We start from the raw sequence: 20,787 nt of genomic DNA, 5'->3' as shown, positions 1-20,787 counted from the left end.
AACCCCTGTTACCAGGATGAAAACCTGGCGTCCTAACCCCTAGACGAACGGACCATTTGTTTCTCTAATGCGGATGCAAAACTACAATAATTTTTTTATCCTACAAGAGAAAAACAAAAAAAATTAAAAATTAATATGCTTTTGCAAAAAGAACTCTACCCTTAGATGGTTGGCCTGTTAGCACACAAACACCCTCTTCCTCTTTTCTATCAATTGGAATACAACGAATTGTAGCTTTAGTAAGATCTTTTATCTTCTCTTCTGTCTCTGCAGTACCATCCCAGTGAGCTGAAATAAATCCTGCTTTATTTTCTAACACATCTTTAAACTCTTCAAAAGAATTTACTTCTGTGATATGTTCATCTCTATATTTTAATGCCTTATTGAATAAGCTTGATTGAATCTCTTCTAACAAATCTTGGATATACTCCACGATTCCATCTTTAGAAACAACCTCTTTTGTCAATGTATCACGACGAGCAACTTCAAAAGTTCCATTTTCAAGATCTTTTGGTCCTACTGCCACACGTACAGGCACTCCTTTCAACTCATACTCATTAAATTTCCATCCTGGTTTGAAAGTCGTACGATCATCAAACTTGAATGAAATATTTAATTTTTTAAATCTATCTGTGATTTTCTTAACCTCAGCACGAATAGTTTCTAATTGCTCATCCGTTTTGTGAATTGGAACAATTACTACTTGTATAGGTGCTAAATTTGGAGGCAATACTAAACCATTGTCATCCGAGTGCGTCATAATCAACGCTCCCATCAAACGAGTTGATGTACCCCACGATGTAGCCCATACATATTCTTGCTTACCTTCTTGGCTTGTAAACTTAACATCAAATGCTTTTGCAAAGTTCTGACCTAAAAAGTGAGATGTACCTGCTTGTAGTGCTTTTCCATCTTGCATTAAAGCTTCAATACAATAAGTTTCATTTGCACCAGCAAAACGCTCTGTCTCTGTTTTAAATCCTTTTACAACAGGGATAGCCATAAAGTTCTCTGCAAAATCAGCATATACTTCAAGCATTTGTTCTGCTTCTGCAATTGCCTCATCTTTTGTTGCGTGAGCTGTATGCCCTTCTTGCCATAAAAACTCAGCAGTTCTCAAGAACAATCTTGTTCTCATTTCCCAACGAACAACGTTTGCCCATTGATTAACTAAAATAGGTAAATCTCTATAAGATTCAATCCATTTTCTATATGTATCCCAAATAATCGTTTCAGAAGTTGGACGTACGATTAATTCTTCTTCAAGTTTTGCATCCGGGTCAACCTCAATTGATTTCCCATCTTCACTTGTTTTCAAACGATAATGCGTTACTACCGCACACTCTTTTGCGAAACCATCTACGTGACTTGCCTCTTTACTAAAATAAGATTTGGGGATGAACAAGGGGAAATAAGCGTTTTGATGTCCAGTTTCCTTGAACCTCTTATCCATTTCTGCTTGCATCTTTTCCCATATAGCATAACCATACGGTTTGATTACCATACACCCGCGTACACCTGAGTTTTCAGCTAAATCAGCCTTCACTACAAGTTCATTGTACCACTTTGAATAATCCTCTTCTCTTTTAGTAATATTCTTGCTCATCTTTTAAATTTGGCACTAATTAGTGTTTAACTCTTAATTAACTATAATAATTCCACAAAACTAACTAAATTTGTTTTGACCGACAATTAAAAAAACAATGAAATGAAAACAATTACGAAAACTTCTAAGTTAATAAGCAGATTCTGTGCGTTTCTGTTTATCGGAGGATTAGCAGTTTCTTGTGGTTCTTATTACAACACCTCATATTATGATGATGGTGTTTATTCTCAAGGGAATAGCCCACAACAAAATAGCAGTAATCAAAATGACAACTACTATGAAAATTATTTTCAATCATTAAACAATGATTTAGAATATTTCACAGATATTAATCAATATACCTCGCCTATCAATGATAGCGTAGTTAAACACAAACCAACTAAAGCAGTTTCTTACGGATCTTGGGGGAGTGAACCATCAAGTATTCAAGTGAATGTTTATAACAGAGGTTACTACGGATCTCCTTACTACGGGTATAATGGTTATTACAATAACTATTGGGGTGGATATTATGACCCATTCTACAGTCCTTATTATTGGGGCAGTGGTATTAGTATTGGCTTCGGATGGGGATGGGGTTATGGATATTATAACCGTCCTTGGGGTGGATATTATGGTTCACCGTATTATGGAGGAGGATACTACTCGCCTTATTACAACAATTACTACGTAAGAACTACTCGCCCTTATGGTGATCGATCAAGCTATAGTGGTAATCGTTCTTCTTACAACGGAACAAATAGCACAAGATCAAGTAATTCTTATTACAGCAGAGGCAACTCTTCAAGCAATAGAGGTAATTATGGAAACACAAGATCTTCTTATTCAAGATCGAGATATCAAAGTACAGGACGTCCTACAAATGTAAATTCGTCTAATAGTACTAATACTTATTACAATAACACAAGAAGTTCTAATTCAAGATCATCTTATAGAAATAGTTCTTCTTCTTACAATAATTCGAGATATAACAATAGTAACTCTTCTAACAATACAAATACAAGAAGTAGTAATAGCAGAAGCAGCTACTCTACTTCATCATCAAGAAGTAGTTACTCTGCTCCTTCGTCGTCGTCGTCGTCAAGAAGTAGCTCAAGTGGATCATCTCGCAGTAGCTATCGCCGTTAATTAAGCCAAAGACCAAAAAACACAACTATTATGAATAAATATTTTTATAGCTTACTTTCTGCTATATTGTTAACCGGAGCTACTTATGCGCAAGAAGCATCTCCTGGTGATGTAATGAAATTTAACCAAACCGACCTAAATGGTACAGCTCGTTTTAGAGGAATGAGTGGTGCTTTTGGAGCCGTAGGTGGAGATTTATCTGCATTGAGTATAAACCCTGCAGGGGGAGCTATTTTCAATTATAATACTGCTGCTTTTACAGTGTCATACGTTGCTAAAAACAATAAATCAGATTACTTTGGAAACAAAGAATCTAAAAATTACAACGGACTTGATGTTGGACAAATGGGAGCTTTATTTGTTTTCAACAGCTATGACAAAGATGCTGTAATGAAAAAGTTTACTATTGGGCTTAATTATGAAAGCACAAAAAATCTAAGGAACGACTATTTGTTTAGAGGATTGAGCAATGGCAATAGTTTAGGTGATTATTTTTTCAACATTGCTAATAACAATCATATTCCTTACGATGTTGCAGATCCTAAAACTAACGATGGTACAGATGCATATGTACAAGCAGGTAATATGGCTGGTTATGATGGTCAACAAACTTTCTTAGCACACGAAACGGGTGTAATCTTATCCGATAAACAAGATGGTGTTTACTCAGCAAATTACGCTACTAATAGTGCTTATCATCAAGCCAGAGTATTTACTACTTCTGGTTTTTCAAGTAAATTTGCTGGTACTTTTGCTGCTCAATTAGGTGATCGCTTTTATGTGGGAGGAAATTTAAATATTCACGTAGTTGATTATACACAAACATCACGCGCTATTGAAAGAGCACAAACACCTGCAGGAGATGGAACTATTGATATTATGAATTTTTACAATAGTACTTATACTTATGGTACTGGTTTCTCTTTCAACTTAGGAGCAATTGCTCAAGTAACTGATGAACTTAGAGCGGGTATATCTTATGAATCTCCAACTTGGTATTCTTTAAAAGATGAATTAGCTCAAGGATTAGAAACTATAGCTGTTGGAAAAGATGAATCTGAATACATTTACCCACAAGTAGTAAACTTATATGATCGTTACCGTTTGAGAACTCCTTCTAAATACACAGGGAGTTTAGCTTACGTTTTTGGTGAGAAAGGACTTATTAGTGTTGACTATACATATAAAGATTATAGCAACAACGAATTCCGTCCAAAAGGAAATAATGCTTACAAAACTTTAAACAATTCTATTGCAAATACAACACAAGGTACAAGCCATATACGTATTGGAGGTGAATATAGAATTAAAGACTTTAGCATCAGAGGTGGTTATAGATTTGAACAAAGCCCTTATAAAAAGGATTTCAAAGCTTATGGTGATTTGAATAGTTTTTCAACAGGTGTAGGTTATTCATTTGGAAACTCAAGATTAGACCTTTCTTATACAAGAACTGCTCAATCATTTCAAACCAGCTTAGTTGATATGACTGTAAACAACTTATATTCAGCTGCAAATATTAAAACACGTGATAATTTTGTCAACTTAACATACAATATAAGCTTCTAATATTTTTAGAACTTTTTGTACTAAATCTCTTTAATGGTTAAACTATTAAAGAGATTTTTTTTGTTGTACCTTTGCAGTTCGTTTTTAGTAAATAAAAAGATTAGAAGAAATGAAGAATATTTTCAAACTATTTGTAGCTCTTTGCTTATTTGCAACTGCTTCTGGTTTTGCACAAGACGCTGTTACAACACCATTGCGTTATACTGATTCAAACAAAGGTAAATTCTATATTTACTGGGGAGGTAACCGTGGATATTACACAAACTCAGATATCCGTTTTAGAGGTGCTGATTACGATTTTACATTGGAAAATGTACAAGCAAGTGATAAACCAAAAGGATGGCATGTTGATTATATCAACCCAGGTCGTATGACTATTCCACAAACAAACTTAAGAATTGGTTACTTTATTAGTGATAAATACAATATCTCTTTAGGTGTTGACCATATGAAATATGTAATGGATCAAAATAAAACAGTAAACATTAAAGGTTATTACCCTGGACAAGGAGATAATCTATATGGTGAAGCTGTTGCTGGAAATCCAGACCAAGTATTACTTACTGATGACTTCTTAACTTTTGAACACACTGATGGTTTAAACTATCTTAACTTTGAAATAAACAGAGTTGATGATATTTCTAAATTATTCGGTGTTTGGAATACTGATAAAGTACAAATAAACTTAACTGAAGGTGTTGGTTTTGGACTTGTTTATCCAAAAACAAACACAAAACTTTTAGGTAAAGAAAGATATGATGAATTCCACGTTGCTGGTTTAGGAGTTTCTGCTAAAGCTGGTTTAAACGTAACTTTCTTCAAACACTTCTTTATTCAAGCAGAATTAAAAGGTGGTTTCATCAATATGTATGATGTACGTACAACTGCTGATAAAGCTGATAAAGCAATGCACGATTTCTGGTTTGGAGAAACTGTTATTGCCTTTGGTGGTATCTTTAGATTATAATACTCTTTTAAGAGTTCAATATAGCGAGAGTCCGTTTTCAATTGAGAACGGACTCTTTTTTTTCAATTATCCAGATTCCTTTCTTAGTAAACTTTTAAAGCCAAAAAACAATAATTCTACGACTTCCTTAGACTCATATTCATAATCACTATCAGTTTATTCAAGACTCATTCGAGACATGCCCCACACATCTCCGAGACATCTTCGGAAAAAAAGCTTTTTTCCGAACTATTGTGGTACTTGAGTGGTACATCTCCCGAACAAGATACCTCTAAGACTTTAATAAACAATCACTAATACTACTATTCAGTATCTTGAAGAACTCTATTTACCTATATATTTTTCACGAAATTACATTCCCCATTCTTTTTATTCTCAAATATAAAAGGCATTCTTAATTTGATATTTTCTTAATCTAAAACAAAATAAATCAAACAATATCAATCATTTAAGTATTAACAGGAATGAGTATAATTTACTACACACAATATTATAATTATACTAAAGCTGATGCTTTCTATAGAAAAAAAATGTACTTTTGCAGTCCAATTTTTTAAATCAATGAGAACCAAAACTTTAAAAACAAATAAAATCAACGTAGTAACTTTAGGTTGTTCAAAAAACGTTTACGATAGTGAAGTGTTGATGGGACAACTAAAAGCAAGTGGTAAAGAAGTAACGCATGAAGCAGCTAATGATGAAGCAAACATTGTAGTAATTAATACCTGTGGATTTATCAATAATGCAAAAGCTGAATCTGTAAACACTATTTTAGAATACGTAGATAAAAAAGAACAAGGTATTGTTGATAAAATTTTCGTTACTGGATGTTTATCTGAACGTTATAAACCAGACTTAGAAGCAGAAATTCCAAACGTAGATCAATACTTCGGTACAACTGATTTACCTTTATTATTAAAAGCTTTAGGAGCTGACTATAAACACGAATTATTAGGAGAACGTATGACTACTACTCCTAAAAACTACGCATACTTAAAAATTGCTGAAGGATGTGATCGTCCTTGTAGCTTTTGTGCTATTCCAATTATGCGAGGAAAACACGTTTCTCAACCAATTGAAAAATTAGTAAAAGAAGCTGAAGGACTTGCAAGAGATGGTGTAAAAGAACTTATTTTAATTGCACAAGATCTTACTTACTACGGATTAGATTTATATAAAAAGAGAAACTTAGCTGAACTATTAGAAAACTTAGCTAAAATTGAAGGTATTGAGTGGATTCGTCTTCACTATGCATTCCCTACAGGATTCCCTATGGATGTATTGGAATTGATGAAACGTGAGCCTAAAATCTGTAATTACATTGATATTCCTTTACAGCATATTTCTGATAATATCTTAAAGTCAATGCGCCGTGGTACTACACAAGCAAAAACTACTAAGTTATTAAACGAATTTAGAGAAGCAGTTCCTGGAATGGCTATCAGAACTACATTAATTGTAGGATATCCTGGAGAAACAGAAGAAGATTTCCAAATCTTGAAAGATTGGGTTCAGGAAATGCGTTTTGAACGTTTAGGTTGTTTCGCTTATTCTCACGAAGAAAACACACACGCTTATTTACTTGAAGATGATGTTCCGGAAGAAGTAAAACAAGAAAGAGCAAACGAAATAATGGAAATTCAAGCTCAAATTTCTTGGGAATTAAATCAAGAGAAAATTGGTAATACATACCGTTGTATTATCGACAGAAAAGAAGGTAATCACTTTGTAGGTCGTACTGAATTTGATAGTCCTGATGTTGATAATGAGGTATTAATTGATGCAACAAAACACTATTTGAAAATTGGTGAATTTGCAAATATTACAATTGATGAAGCAACGGAGTTTGACCTTTACGGTACTCCAACAAAATAATTTACTAAAAGCTGTTCTACTTCGAACAGCTTTTTTTGTGTCCAAATTTTCCCAACTTTCCTCCTATTCTATTTTTATTGTATTACTTTACACAAGCATAACATTGAGATAATCTCTGAATAAAACAAAACAATCATCTTTGTTTAAACCAATCATTAAACAAGATGAAAACAATTAACAAACTCTTACTAATCTTCCTTACTATGAGTAGTACCTCTTTTGCTCAAGAGCATAACATATTAAGAATAGGACATCGTGGTGCAATGGGACACATAACAGAAAACACAGTTGAATCTATTCAAAAAGCAATAGACTTAAATTGTGATGTAATTGAAATTGATGTTTTCAAAATTAAAAGTGGCGAATTAATGGTCTTTCACGATGATCAACTTGATAGACTTACAAACGTTACAGGAAACATTGAAGACTATACATATAATGAATTGCAAAAGGTAAAAGTGAATGGAGTTTATCAAATTCCAACTTTAGAAAAAATAATCGAAGTTATTAATCGCAAAGCTGTTTTAAACATTGAACTAAAAGGCAATAATACAGCAGAAGAAACACACCAACTTATTCAATTATTTATAAACAAAGGGTGGACTAATACCGACTTTATAATCTCAAGTTTTAAGTGGAATGAGTTAGAAAAAATGCGAAGCCTTAATAATTCAATTGACATTGCAGTATTAACAGAGGAGGAACCAGCTGACGCAATAGCTTTTGCGCTACAAATAAACGCCGTAGCTATAAATCCTTACCACAAAGATTTAAATGTCTTAAATGCCTCTAAAATACGAGAAGCTAATTTAAAAATATATCCGTGGACCGTAAACGATCAAGAGGATATAAACAGAATGAAAGAACTAAAAGTAGATGGAATAATAACTAATTATCCTGAACGTATATAAAAGCAAAAAGGCGTAATAGTAATTATTACGCCTTTGTTAAATCTTAAAAACTGATTACAAATAATCAAAGAATGTTGTAAAATGTTGTAATAACAATACCCATAAAATAATAATCGTAGTACCGATTACAGCTCCAAAAATTCCTCCAAGTCTAAAGTCTTTTTGTTTTAATAATCCTGTACCAAATACAATAGCATTGGGAGGTGTAGAAACAGGTAAGAATAGACCACAAGAAGCACAAAGCCCCACAACCAAACCTACAGGTAATAATTGTTCAGGAGGCAATACAATAGCAGCTACGTTAATTACAATTGTTGCTGTAGCTGTACTACTCATAATATTTGAAAATAACACAGTAACAACAGCAAAAATAATCATCATTGCAATCATATTAAACTCCATATCTGCTAAGAATTGAGAGTAATATGGTGCCAATAACTCTTTAATTGCCATACCTAAAGCTAAACCACCCGCTACTAACATCAGCGTATCCCAAGGTAATTTTCTAACGTCTTCAGCTGTAATAATTCCCATCATCGGTAAAAACATAATAGGAACCATTGCCGCACCGGCAGTTGGGATATGTAATGTACTTCCAAACATCCACATTCCTACTGTAATGATTAATATAACAATTACAGTTAGTCTCTGTAAACGCATACTATTAGTTAGGTCTAATGCCTTATTGGCAAATGATACGTCTAATCCTTTTACTTTAGAAGTATATTTCTTTACCACTGCTAACCAGAAACCAACTAACAAGATAGTTGCCGGTACAAAACCTAAAAAGAACCATTGCATAAAACTAACAGAGTATCCTTTTGATTTCAATACGTTTACTACAATTAAGTTTGGTGGTGTAGATACCATACTCATCATCCCTGCAAATGTAGCTGCAGCTGGAATACTGATTAAAATAGCTTTAGACATCATTGAGTCTTTCCCTTCTCTATCAATCAATGGCATCACTGATGCTAATACCATTGCGGCAGTAGCTGTATTTGATATAATAAGAGATAGAACTGAAGTTACAATGATAATACCTAAAACTAAGGTATTAGGATTTGAACCAAATATTGAAAGTGTCTTTTTAAATAATGATAAGTCGAGGTTGGTTTTTCGCATTCCTTCACTCAAGAAAAAACCTCCTAAGAATATCCAAATAACACTGTCAGACCAGGTGGCGGAAATCTCTTGAGGAGATAAGGTAGCCCCTTCCATATTCCCCATTGTATAGACTAAGAACCCAATAATCATTATCCCTACTGCAAAAGGAGGAATAGCTTCAGTAGCCCATAATAAAATAGAAAAAATTAAGATAAACAGCGTATAACTTTGAGCTTCAGAAAAGGCTTCGGGTGCTAAAAAATAAGTACCTGCAAATGCTGCAACTAACGAAAAAAAGAAAATTCCTACTCTCGTTTTGATATTCCACATATTCCAAGAAGCCTCGATTAACAACTCACTATAAAAGCGAATTCCCGTTCTAATCTTTCGAATCTTATCAAAATAATCAAATTCCATATTCTAATATTTAACTGTTAAAATTACAACATATAAAGTCATAAAGCCACCAAAAATACGACATTCACCACAAATAAAGGAATGCTATTTACAACACTCCTTTAGTTCACTTATAATCAAACAATTAATTTAAATATTTTTTCTATTTCGCCTATTATTAAACTGTTACATTTTACTCCTTCTTCAATAAAACCATTTACACAAGCTACATTGTATTCTTACAATCTTTGCTTTTCTTCAATGTCTATATCCTTAGAATCATACTTAACTTTGCTATTTCCGAAATTATATCTTAGTCCAATTACAACAGCTTGTGTGTCTGAATAATCTCTAAAATAATTGTTTTGATTTGCATACTTTGTTTTGATTGTCTGTATATCACTCTTAAAAATATTATTAAAGGTTAAGCTTGTCGCTATTTTCCCTTTGAAAAAATCTCGTGACACCATCACATTTGTTTGCTGCATTCCACTTACTCTAAAAGTACCTTGCACACTTGGCGTATAAAAACCATACGTAATCATTGCCTTCCAATTGCTCTTTTTATCTATATCAAAGATTGAATAAACTCTACTTCCAAATGTAAAAGCGCTGTTTTTATGAAGTATTTGATCAATTCCATAGAAATAATCCTCTTGCTGCTGAAAATGCAAATAGACACTTCCGGTCCACCACTCTGTAAATTTAAACGGATGAGACAATTGCAAACCTGCCGTTCTTCTCTTGTTTATATTGGTATAATGATAAATTAAATACTTTGTTTGTTCCTCCTGAAAAGATATTTCCATAGAAGGGTTTTTCTCATAATTGAAAAACACTTCCACGTCAAGGTGGTTCCAGTTATAGGTTAAGTTAAAATTGTGACTTAAGGCGGGTTTTAAATTCGGGTCTCCTTGAAAATAAGAAAACATATTGAAATAACTCTTTGCAGGATTCATCCAAGAATAACTTGGTCTGTTTATTCGCTTACCGTAAGAGAACCCTAATTTCTGTAAATCATTTATCTCATACATCAGATATACAGTAGGGAACCATTTGAGATAGCTCTGTTTGTTGCTTTCTTCTTCTCTATTTTGAGTTTGAATTCCTGTGTACTCAGCTCTAAGACCAGCTTTGAATTGCCACTTTTCCCATTGCTTTTGGTAAGAAGCATATCCTGCCCAATTTAACTCTTGATATTCAAATAAATTACTCTTCTTAGCTCTATATTGTAAACTTCCCAGTTCATCATCCCAAAATTCTAATTGATATTGTGCTTGTATAAAACTGTACTTAGCACCCAATTCCCATTTTGACGTTGCTTCTCCTGAAGTATAGTCTAAAGCAGAAACTACTAATCTTGTACGAGAATTATCATCACTCAAATAAGTACTTTCACTTGCCTCTTGATCTTTAAAATTTAACTCCGTAAAAACAAACTGATTCTCTACTTGGTTGTCATACGTGAAATAATTAGACCAAAGCAACTTTCGATTTGCCTTCCACTTCTTGTCAAACATAAAGTACCCCGTATAGCTATCCATGTTAGACTTTTTGTCATTTGTAGTCACATAGTTTGATTCTACTATATGCTCTAAATTATAAATCAATGTTGGTATTACAAATACACCTTTCGTTTTTGAATTGATATAGCCAGTACCCCCTACTGTAAATGTGAATGTACTATCAATAGCAACGTCTGTTTCGATATTAAAACTATGTCTCCCATCAATCTTATTCTTACGCGTCATATCACTTGACCACGTTGTTCCATCTTCATAAATAACGTTGTCCCAATTGTTACGTACAATATTTCCATTACTAAAAGCATAATTTGCAGTAAAATTCACTTTTTCATCTGCGTAAATATGGTTGGTACTTACTGTATTATAAGCATATTGCCCTTGTCTAAATTGTTCTGAAAGACTTCCTTTATACCCCAGGTTTACATTCTTTTTCATCTTAATATTCAGTACAGCATTCCCTTCGGCTTCATACTTAGCAGGTGGTGTAGTAATTACTTCCACTGATTCTACTAAAGTACCTTCCGTAGATTCCAACAACTGTTTTAACTGTTCGCCACTTAACATTACCTTCTTGTCATTAATAGTAACCAAAATACTTGAACTATTGCGAATAGAGATGTTATCACCAAGAACACTTACCCCAGGCGTTTGTTTTAAAATATCCCACGCATTGGTAGAAGTCAATGGCGTGTCTTGAACCCGAAACACAAGTCTATCTATCTCTCTTTTTATCGTAGGTCGTTTTGAAATAACGGTAACTTCATTTAAAACTGTGTTATCCTCTTCTAAAATCACATGTTTTAATTCAGGCGAATGGATTGATATTACTCTTTCTTTATATCCGATATATTGGAATGTAACCTGAGTATCTTGTTCAGTAGTTAACTGAAATTCTCCTTGTTCATTTGTAAAAAAAGAATTGCTATTCTTTCCATCTTTATCTTGAACAATAATTGTAACAAACGCGAGCATCTCCCCTTGTTTGTTTGCTACTATTCCTTTTACTACTTGCGCTTGCATTATTAGTCCCACTAATAAACAAAACCAAACTATTATAAATCGCACCATACTTATTACTATTTTGATTCAAAAGTCGTTCACTTTCTAAAATATCCGGGTTAATAGACGGTTAACGAACGGTTAATGCTCCGATTATCAAAAACATCTATACTATTTATCCTACTTTTGTTTAAATGAAAAATCCCAAACCAAAATACTATCTAACAGCATTTAGTGCTTTATATCTCTTACTTCTTGGAGTAATGGCTTATTATTTCTATAATGCTTATCAGCTAAAGACGAAAGAAGTTATCTCTTATGTTTACAATGTCATAGATAATTATGAAGATTCTGATTCTTTTAAATCCTTGGAACTAAAACAAGAGAATGGGCTCTATGCTTCTATATTGGATTTTATACACGGTAAGAAGACTGTTGATGAAATTAAAGAGGATAAAAAAGACTTTATGAAACAGAGCAATGATTTGTTGAGTCACCATATTGATAGTCTTTTTGAAAAAGACAACTATGAAGTAGCAGTACGCCATGTAGTAAAACGTGTTTATTCAAACAAGGATCAAAAGGAATTATTGACTGAACCATTTACAGTACTAAAAACCGATAAAAACATTTCTACTTCTTACCGAATTAACAGCTCTAAATGGGAAGTAAAAGAAAGTAGTTTACAAACATATCAGAGGGAAAAAGAGGAAGAATATCAACATCATTTTACAATATTTCAAGAAAAATATACTGATATTCTAAACATAAACAGCATTGTACTACTTTCATTAGTACCTCTTTTGTTAGTATCAGTTTTAATCTGTTTGTTTATCTTATTGTTGTATTACATCACTTATAAAACAATTAAACAAAAAGAACAAGAGGTAATTAATCTACACAATATGGTAGATAATGTATCTCATGAATTTAAACTACCTATTGCTACATTGAAATACGGCTGTAATAACCTTTCAAAAGAATATCAATCCCCTACCATTGAATTATTAAAAAGACAGATAGACCGTTTAGAAAGGTTGCAAAATACGCTATCTACAAATATTACAGAAGATACTGTTTCATATACTAAGGAAGACTTTTACAATATGTTTGCCGATCTACAAGACCAATTTCCTTCAGTTGTCTTTCATAAAGAATGGTCTGCAGATTTGACACTTCTTTTCCCTAAAACGCCTATTGAGACAATCTTACTAAACCTCATTGAAAATGCTGTAAAATATGGTGGAACGGAAATAACTTGTCAACTTATCCAAAAGAATAAAAAGCTTGTGCTTACGGTAAAAGATAATGGAATTGGTATCGACTCGAATCAGAAACAACTTGTTTTCAAGAAATTCTATCGTATTATGCAAGATAATATTCACACGACAAAAGGTCTTGGAATAGGACTGCATCAAGTTCAACAGGTAGTCAACCTCTATAAAGGGAGCATTATCTTAGAAAGTAAAGTCAATAAAGGAACTACATTTAAAATAACATTGCCTCATGCATAAGATACTTTTAGTAGAAGATGATTTAGATTATGGAACTGTAATAAAGCAGTATTTAGAGATTTGTGGTTTCTCAATCTTATGGTTAACTACCCCTACAGATGTTTTTAAAACATTAGAACAAGATAAATATAGCCTTGCTATCTTAGATATTATGTTGCCTATACAAGATGGTTTTAACTTGTCAAAAGACATAAGACTAAAGTATCCTCACATCCCTTTTCTATTTCTGACGGCTAAAAATCAAAATATTGATCGATTAATGGGATTGAAGCTTGGCGCAGAAGATTACATTTCTAAAACGTGTGATCCTGAAGAATTAAAGTTGCGCATTGAAAATATTATAAAACGAAATCCAGTCTCAATAGATGATAAATACTATTTAGGTGCTTATACTTTTTATCCTATGCAGCTTAAATTAGTTCATTCAAAAGAAACATTCCGATTAACAGAACGTGAGAAAGACTTGCTGTTGCTATTTATTCAATACAACAAAAAAGTCCTTCCAAGAGATGTTATTTTGACACAATTATGGCCCTCTGCTGATTACTTTAATGGAAGGAGTATGGATGTGTTTGTAACACGCTTGAGAAAATACTTAAGTTACGATGACAATGTACAAATCACGAGCCTACGCGGTGTAGGTTTTGAAACAAACCTCGCGATTAAATAATCAAATGCCTCAATACATATCTATAAAACAAGTATTCTGTGAATTGAGATTTCATTGTTCACTGCTATTTCCACTCTTGTACATATAAAAAAAATCAAAGTGAGTTCAAAGGTTTTGAAGACTTCACATAAAAAATTATATTTCACTTATTTATTCGTATTTTAGATTGACTTGTTAACTAAATATTTATATTACTCGTAACTTTGCATAAACACATTTTAAATTTTAATTAAAAAATTAGCTTATGCAAAATTCAAAATTAGACAACAAAGTAAAAGCTTTTTTAGTCGCCTGGTTCTTTTGTCTAATATTCTACTTCTGTAGTTATGTTGTACGATCAGTACCTTCAGTAATGACTCTTCTTTTAGAGAACAATTTTCAAACCGACCAAACAGCTATTGGTTTAATGACTGGTAGATTTTATTATACTTATGCTCTTTTTGCTCTTGTAGCTGGGGTAGCTTTAGACAAACTTGGTGCTAAATATTCAATTACGACTGGAGTAGTTTTATTGGTTTTAGGTTCTGCTCTTTTCTTAACTTCAAGCTTTGTAGCTGGAAACATAGGACGCCTTTTACAAGGAATTGGTTGTGCTTTTGCATTTCCTGGTTGTGTTTATTTAGCAACAAAAGCATTCCCTGCAAAACATTTAGCAACAGCAATTGGTATTACTCAATGTATTGGTATGTTCGGTGGATATGTAGGAATACATTCAATGGGTTCTCTTTTTAAAAATTATGATTATTCAGCAGAAATTTATTCTAACTTTTGGATAGTAATTTCAATCATCTTGTTAGTAACTGCAATCATTCTTTGGTTTGTTGTTCCTTTACCAACAAGAATAAAAGAAAGAAGAGCAATTGATAAATCAGAAAGAAAACCAAGAGTTAGTATTTTCGCACCTTTCAAAATAGTTTTTGGAAATGCACAATCTTGGATTTGTGGTTTAATATCAGGGTTATTGTTTGCTCCGACAACAATTTTTGTAATGATATGGGGAGTTAAATATTTCAACTTAGCAGGAATTGAGTATGAACAAGCTGTAGTTGTAAGTTCAATGGCTGCTTTAGGATGGGTATTTGGTAGTCCGATTTTAGGTGTTGTAACAGATAAATTAGGTCGTAGAAAACCCGTTCTTCTTGTATCTTGTATAGCAATGATTATATGTTTATTACAATTAATCTTCGCTCCAAACCTACTAAATCCAAGTGTACTAATGTTCGTCTTCGGATTCTTCTCTGGGGGAACTATGATTACTTACTCAGTTATTAAAGAAGCTAATCCTGACAATGTGAAGGGAAGTGCTACTGGTGCAATGAACTTTATTACATTTGGTGTAAGTACATTAATTGGCCCTATCTTTATTTACCTTTTTGGTGAGAGCTTGAAAAATATAGATTTATATCAATCTGCTCAAAACAATATTGTATTATTCTGGGTAGGAAGTATTGCTATTGCAACTGTATTAGTTTTCACTTTAAAAGAAACTGGTAGTGCAGTTAAAAAAACAATAGAATAAGTTAAGCTTAAAGCAAACTGCTTTAATAATTATACTATAAAAAAAGCCTGCTAATCTTAAAAAGATCAGCAGGCTTTTTTTATCATCCTATTTTTAATCTGTGTAATCAAACATCTCTAAATAGCTTTTACGAAGTTTGTCTTTAGCTTTTATACGTTCAAATGCAGTCTTACTTACTTCTTTCCACTTTTCATCTTGTGACTCCTGATATAGCTTATAACTTGCTAATGCGTAGTTCGCATTAAAATCATCAAGATCATTAAACACTTCACTACAATGATCAAATGCATTAATTGCCTCTTGATACTGCTTGTCCATAGTAAAAAGAATTCCACGCATTAAAAAAACCTCACTTTTTCTTATGGTATCCCAAGTACCTTCCAACAAATACTTTTCCTCTGCAATTAAAAGATTGCTCAACCCATTTTTGACATCACCAATACTCGTAGCAGTTAATCCCATTCCATAATAAGCATCTGGATCATTAGGAAAATCTTTAATTAGCTCTTCATATTTCTTACGAGCTAATCCAACATTACCAACTCTTACTGCTGCTTCAGCTAATGCTTGTTTAAAATCAGCGTTACTATTGGTAGCAAGACTATCCGCATAGTAATAATAATTCAACGCAGCTTGATGCTTATCTTGTTTCGTTAAAGATATCCCTGTATAAAAATAAGCATCACATAAACTTTTGTCTTCTTGTATAATATTAAAAAATATCTTACCAGCTGTATTCGCAAGCCATTGATAATTCAATGCTTCAAATCCTGACTTATAATAATCAATTAGCTTATTATTATCTGTTGGACACTCAAGTTTAACTAATGAAAAGTTATATTCTTTTTTTACTTTTTGAGCAAATAGCTGGTAGCTTGTAAGTATCACTAAAAAAACGAATATATGCCTATTCCACTTATTCAAACTTAGCATTTAACGAGGATAAACAATTTCTCCTGTTGGAGAAGCATTATAATATTCTATTTCAGCTTGCTCTTCCATGCGATCAGTAAATAACACTCCATTCAAATGATCCATTTCGTGTTGCATTATCACAGCTGTAAAACCTTCTACTACCTCTTGAAAATGAGTACCACTCATATCGTAATATGTTATTTGAATAGCTAAACTTCTATGTACATCTCCATATGCATCAGGAATAGATAAACATCCTTCTTCGCCTCTTCTTTTTATATTCGAAAACCAAACAATCTCAGGGTTAATAAAAAATTCAAAAGGGTTGTCTTTTTTATCCATTCGTTGTGCTATAAATAAGCGTCTTGCAATTCCAACTTGAGGAGCTGCGATACCAACACCTGGTTTATTCTCATCGCGTACCGTTTGATACATTCGTGAAATTAATAGTTTCAAATTTTCATCTTCTGGAATAAGTTCCTCACACATCATTCGTAGAACTTTTAAGTCCGACTCATCTGTTGTTTGAAGTACACGCATTGGTTCTTCAATCACTCCAAAGTTTATAATCTGTAATTCTGATTCATTAAGTTTTGTTCTATTTTGCATAGCCTATTCTTTTGAGAAAACAAAATTAGGAAATATATCACGCATAGATATAAAAAAAGCTCGAATAAAAATTCGAGCTTTAATTTATGCAGCATTTTGGGGTATTTCTACCGTCTTATTTTCATTTTGTTCTTCAGGTATTTCAGGTAGAGGATCATTTACTGATTTAATCTCATATCCCTCTTCTTCCTCATCTTCATTACTTTCTTGCCCTAATACCTCACTTGCCTTATAACGGCCTAATTTAATATCAAAATCTTCAGCATTACCAGTAATCCTCATTGGAATACCTATTAACCCCATAGGAGGTAAACCTAAGCGAAAGCCAATATTCAAATCACCATCTAAACTGACTTGTCCTTCAAACCTTGGTCTAAAACCAGCCATTTTCATCTTGGTTCTTTCAATAGTCATTACATTGTCTTTTATACTTGACTTGATATCGACTTTTGAAAGAGTACCACTCTCTAATGATTTAGCATCTGTTTTATTAGCAATTGCTCCTAAAAGCTTAAATCCTTTAAAGCTGATATCTTCAATAGACAACACACCTGCTCCCTCTAAAGATTTCATTACAGGAAACATATTTTTATCTAACTCTCCTTTCAGATTATAGTCCAAAGAAACATTTCCATAAGCATCCTTAGCCATACTTACCATTTCTCTAAAAAGAGTAATTTCATGATAAGCACGTTGAATATCAAATTCAGAAGCACTTATTTGGTAATCAAACAAAGCACTTCTATATCCAGTAGGCTTATAGTTACCATTCATCGATACTTTTGTACCTATCAAATTAAACTTAGTATCCTCTAAAGTAATAGCTCCACTGTTAACTATTAGCTTACCTAAAAGCGATTCAAGATTATACTCTGAATACTTTACCTTATTTGCATTAGCGTTAAACGTAAGGTTTATATTATTTGGCACTTGAACAACACCTGTTCCAGTAGAACTTGCATTATATTGATTTGTTTTATTGTTGCTAAACATCATAAACTCATCTACATCCATATAAGGTGATTCCAAATCAAATATCCCTTTTAATGTATCTCCCTTTACAACATAATTAATAACATTAGTCAAATAGCCATTCATTCTAAACTTTGAACTACCATATCTTGCTTCAAACTTTTCAAATTGCATTTGCTCTTGAAAGAACCTAAACACTCCCTGATTAATTACTAAAGGCTTTGGAAACATCTCTGAGCTTATACTAACATTACGAACTGTAAACTGACCACTATTCTTAAGTTTTTCAAAATTACCTTTTAAAGCATCACTTTGAGAACCAATTAAAGTCAAATCAGTCAATACTTTTCCTCTTACATCTAATCCTGCAATTTTAAATACTTTATAAATATTACCAATATTAAGAACACCTTTAGATTTAATATTATAATTCAAATCATCTAAGTTGTGTAAACTGGCTGATAAGTGAAATGGCTCTCCTGCAAGTTTAAAATTAATTGGTAATAGCTTTATTGATAAATCACTTAAAGATCCGCGTTTGCTCTTTAAATGAGTATTAACTTGTATATCTTCAATTGGCAACTCGGGCAAATTTGCTAATCTTACGAAACCATTTTCTAACTTAATATCACTATTTATAATAGGAAAACGCTTTCTATTCGGTTCATAAATACCTTTTATAGAACTATCAATTTTCAAGATACCTTTTACATCAATATCTGTAATTGGCAAAAACTCACGTAAAGTCTCTAAATCAACATTACCTTTTACATCGGCATCCACATTATAATTTGACAAATTCTTTAGATAACCCCTTCCCGTAAAATAGTTATCCATTGCTTTCAAACTAACATTTGAAAGATTTACAGCAATATTTTTATAATCAGAATTCAAACAACTACTCTCAAAATCTAAATCTACATTTTCAATAGCTTTTGGTAATTGTGATAATTTAAAATATCCATTATGTAAACTACCTTGTAAATTAAAGCTCGGAATACTTGTAATAATAGTGTCACGCGATACCTTACGCAAAGTTCTGGTTACTTTTATTCCTTTAGAATAGACTCCTTCAAAATCACCTATAAGATTCAAATCACCTTTCATTTCAAATCCAGATAAACCGATAGCTTTACTAAATAAACTAAGATCAACATTACTATTAATGTTCCCCTTCATTTCTAAAGTCTCTAATCCTTTACTATGAAAAGAAATATCACTTTGTTTTCCATCGATAGAAAAAGATAACTCATTAATAGCCACTTGACTTTTTTGGATATCTAACTTAGGCAAGTGATACTCAAAATCTAAATTAAATGACTCTAATGGTTTATCAATCGTACCATGTTGAATCAAACCATTTTTAACTTTTAATGCAAAATCTACATTTGGAGCTAAAGAATCTCTTACAATATACTTTCCTATAAGCTTAAATCTACCTTCTACTTCTCCCCCAAACTTCGTATTATCTAACCATCCCTGGTACTCTGGAGGCACAATAGAAAACAACTGTTCAAGACTTGCTTTTTCTGTTTTAATATCAAAAAGCATATCATAACCATTTTCAATAAAACCAAAACTTCCAATAAAATCGACAGGTAATTCCTTTATGCGAATATTGTTTTTCTTAAATTCAAAAGTTAAAGATTTTGTATCTACTTTAGTTTCTAATTTCGCAAGAATAGGTTTTTCTTTTACATAATGAACTCCATCAAAATTAAAGTCAAAAGATTTTATACGGGCAATACTTTTTATATCAAATATATCATCGCTCATGTTTCCTGTTCCTGTATAGTCAAAATCTTGAGCTACAAAACTAACTTTACTAGCTAAATCATTGTATATAATATTAGCACTCTTAATTTCTATTTGATCAATTTTTAATTCAATAGAATCGTCACTTGTATCTTTATCATCAGTTACTTTAAAAATATCGTAATTAGCTAATCCTTCTTCATTAACATATATAAATATAGTTGGATCATCTACATAAATCTTATCAAAGCTCAACTTACCTCTAAAAAGATTTAAAAAATTCACTCCCAAACTAATTGATTCTGCTTCAAATAATTTCTCCGTAAAAAGAGAATCTATACTCACTCCTTCTATCAAAGGAGAATTAATGTTCGCTGTTAAATATGGAAATTTTTTATAAAAAGACAACTCTATTTGATCAAAATAAACATCACCCTTAATATTATCACTTAATACTACACCTACCTCCTTACGAATTTCGTCATTATAAATATTAGGTATTAAATACATTAGTAATAATACACAAGCGAATATTCCTACTAAACTAATAGCAAAAATCTTTAAAATACGCTTATAAACACTTTTCATATAAAAATATATTTTTCAAACTGTACAAAAATAATGCTTCTCTCTTCTCCTTAATACTACTATAAAAAATATTTATAGCTACTATATTACTAAATACTATTAGTATTTCAGTTTAGAGCAAAAAAAATCCCCAACCTCATAGAGATTGGGGATTCAAAAGA

General features: G+C 32.2%; 14 protein-coding genes. 8 read left to right on the top strand and 6 right to left on the bottom strand.

What is annotated here, in order from left to right; all coding sequences use genetic code 11:
- Nucleotides 1-130: 130 nt before the first annotated feature.
- The gene (proS, locus tag AABL81_RS12970; RefSeq protein ID WP_158209358.1) at nt 131-1,606 is read right to left on the bottom strand and encodes a proline--tRNA ligase; all 1,476 of its coding nucleotides are present in this window, start codon (nt 1,604-1,606) and stop codon (nt 131-133) included.
- A gap of 102 nt (nt 1,607-1,708) precedes the next feature.
- On the opposite strand from proS, the gene AABL81_RS12965 reads away from it, so the two are divergent.
- The 5 genes from AABL81_RS12965 (at nt 1,709) to AABL81_RS12945 (ending at nt 8,056) form a co-directional block, all read left to right on the top strand.
- A complete protein-coding gene (locus AABL81_RS12965; RefSeq protein ID WP_341341259.1) occupies nt 1,709-2,734 on the top strand; it encodes a hypothetical protein in 1,026 nt (341 codons plus the stop codon).
- Nucleotides 2,735-2,764: 30 nt separating this feature from the next.
- Nucleotides 2,765-4,303, top strand: coding sequence for an OmpP1/FadL family transporter (locus tag AABL81_RS12960; protein WP_158209360.1), 1,539 nt, complete (start codon nt 2,765-2,767; stop codon nt 4,301-4,303).
- 109 nt (nt 4,304-4,412) lie between these two features.
- Nucleotides 4,413-5,270, top strand: coding sequence for a hypothetical protein (locus AABL81_RS12955; protein WP_158209361.1), 858 nt, complete (start codon nt 4,413-4,415; stop codon nt 5,268-5,270).
- Between the two features lie 561 nt (nt 5,271-5,831).
- On the top strand, nt 5,832-7,145 hold the full coding sequence (rimO, locus tag AABL81_RS12950; protein WP_158209362.1) for a 30S ribosomal protein S12 methylthiotransferase RimO: 1,314 nt from the start codon (nt 5,832-5,834) through the stop codon (nt 7,143-7,145).
- A gap of 164 nt (nt 7,146-7,309) precedes the next feature.
- Nucleotides 7,310-8,056, top strand: a complete 747-nt coding sequence (locus tag AABL81_RS12945; protein ID WP_341341258.1) for a glycerophosphodiester phosphodiesterase — start codon at nt 7,310-7,312, stop codon at nt 8,054-8,056.
- Between the two features lie 54 nt (nt 8,057-8,110).
- Here AABL81_RS12945 and AABL81_RS12940 read toward each other — a convergent pair whose 3' ends face one another.
- Both AABL81_RS12940 and AABL81_RS12935 read right to left on the bottom strand, forming a co-directional pair.
- Nucleotides 8,111-9,580, bottom strand: coding sequence for an SLC13 family permease (locus AABL81_RS12940; RefSeq protein ID WP_158209364.1), 1,470 nt, complete (start codon nt 9,578-9,580; stop codon nt 8,111-8,113).
- A 218-nt stretch (nt 9,581-9,798) separates the two neighbouring features.
- Nucleotides 9,799-12,153: an outer membrane beta-barrel family protein gene (locus AABL81_RS12935; protein ID WP_341341257.1), complete on the bottom strand. Its 2,355-nt coding sequence runs from the start codon at nt 12,151-12,153 to the stop codon at nt 9,799-9,801.
- A 125-nt stretch (nt 12,154-12,278) separates the two neighbouring features.
- Between AABL81_RS12935 and AABL81_RS12930 the strand changes: the two genes are divergently transcribed.
- From AABL81_RS12930 to AABL81_RS12920, 3 genes are all read left to right on the top strand, one after another.
- On the top strand, nt 12,279-13,598 hold the full coding sequence (locus AABL81_RS12930; protein ID WP_341341256.1) for a sensor histidine kinase: 1,320 nt from the start codon (nt 12,279-12,281) through the stop codon (nt 13,596-13,598).
- On the top strand, nt 13,591-14,268 hold the full coding sequence (locus AABL81_RS12925; RefSeq protein WP_158209367.1) for a response regulator transcription factor: 678 nt from the start codon (nt 13,591-13,593) through the stop codon (nt 14,266-14,268). The genes AABL81_RS12930 and AABL81_RS12925 overlap by 8 nt, the downstream gene beginning before the upstream one ends.
- Nucleotides 14,269-14,512: 244 nt before the next feature.
- A complete protein-coding gene (locus AABL81_RS12920; RefSeq protein ID WP_341341255.1) occupies nt 14,513-15,787 on the top strand; it encodes an MFS transporter in 1,275 nt (424 codons plus the stop codon).
- A 93-nt stretch (nt 15,788-15,880) separates the two neighbouring features.
- Here AABL81_RS12920 and AABL81_RS12915 read toward each other — a convergent pair whose 3' ends face one another.
- The 3 genes from AABL81_RS12915 to AABL81_RS12905 form a co-directional block, all read right to left on the bottom strand.
- Nucleotides 15,881-16,675 (bottom strand): tetratricopeptide repeat protein, encoded by a 795-nt coding sequence (locus AABL81_RS12915; protein WP_233269297.1) that lies wholly within the window; start codon nt 16,673-16,675, stop codon nt 15,881-15,883.
- A gap of 45 nt (nt 16,676-16,720) precedes the next feature.
- On the bottom strand, nt 16,721-17,311 hold the full coding sequence (gene def, locus AABL81_RS12910; protein ID WP_341341254.1) for a peptide deformylase: 591 nt from the start codon (nt 17,309-17,311) through the stop codon (nt 16,721-16,723).
- An 84-nt stretch (nt 17,312-17,395) separates the two neighbouring features.
- Nucleotides 17,396-20,626: an AsmA-like C-terminal region-containing protein gene (locus tag AABL81_RS12905; protein ID WP_341341253.1), complete on the bottom strand. Its 3,231-nt coding sequence runs from the start codon at nt 20,624-20,626 to the stop codon at nt 17,396-17,398.
- Between the last annotated feature and the right edge of the window lie 161 nt (nt 20,627-20,787).

It is taken from the genome of Myroides sp. C1519 (genome assembly GCF_038039755.1).
Lineage (GTDB): Bacteria > Bacteroidota > Bacteroidia > Flavobacteriales > Flavobacteriaceae > Flavobacterium > Flavobacterium phaeum_A.
Note: the sequence above shows the minus strand (reverse complement) of the source record. Positions and strands in the feature narration are given on the sequence as shown.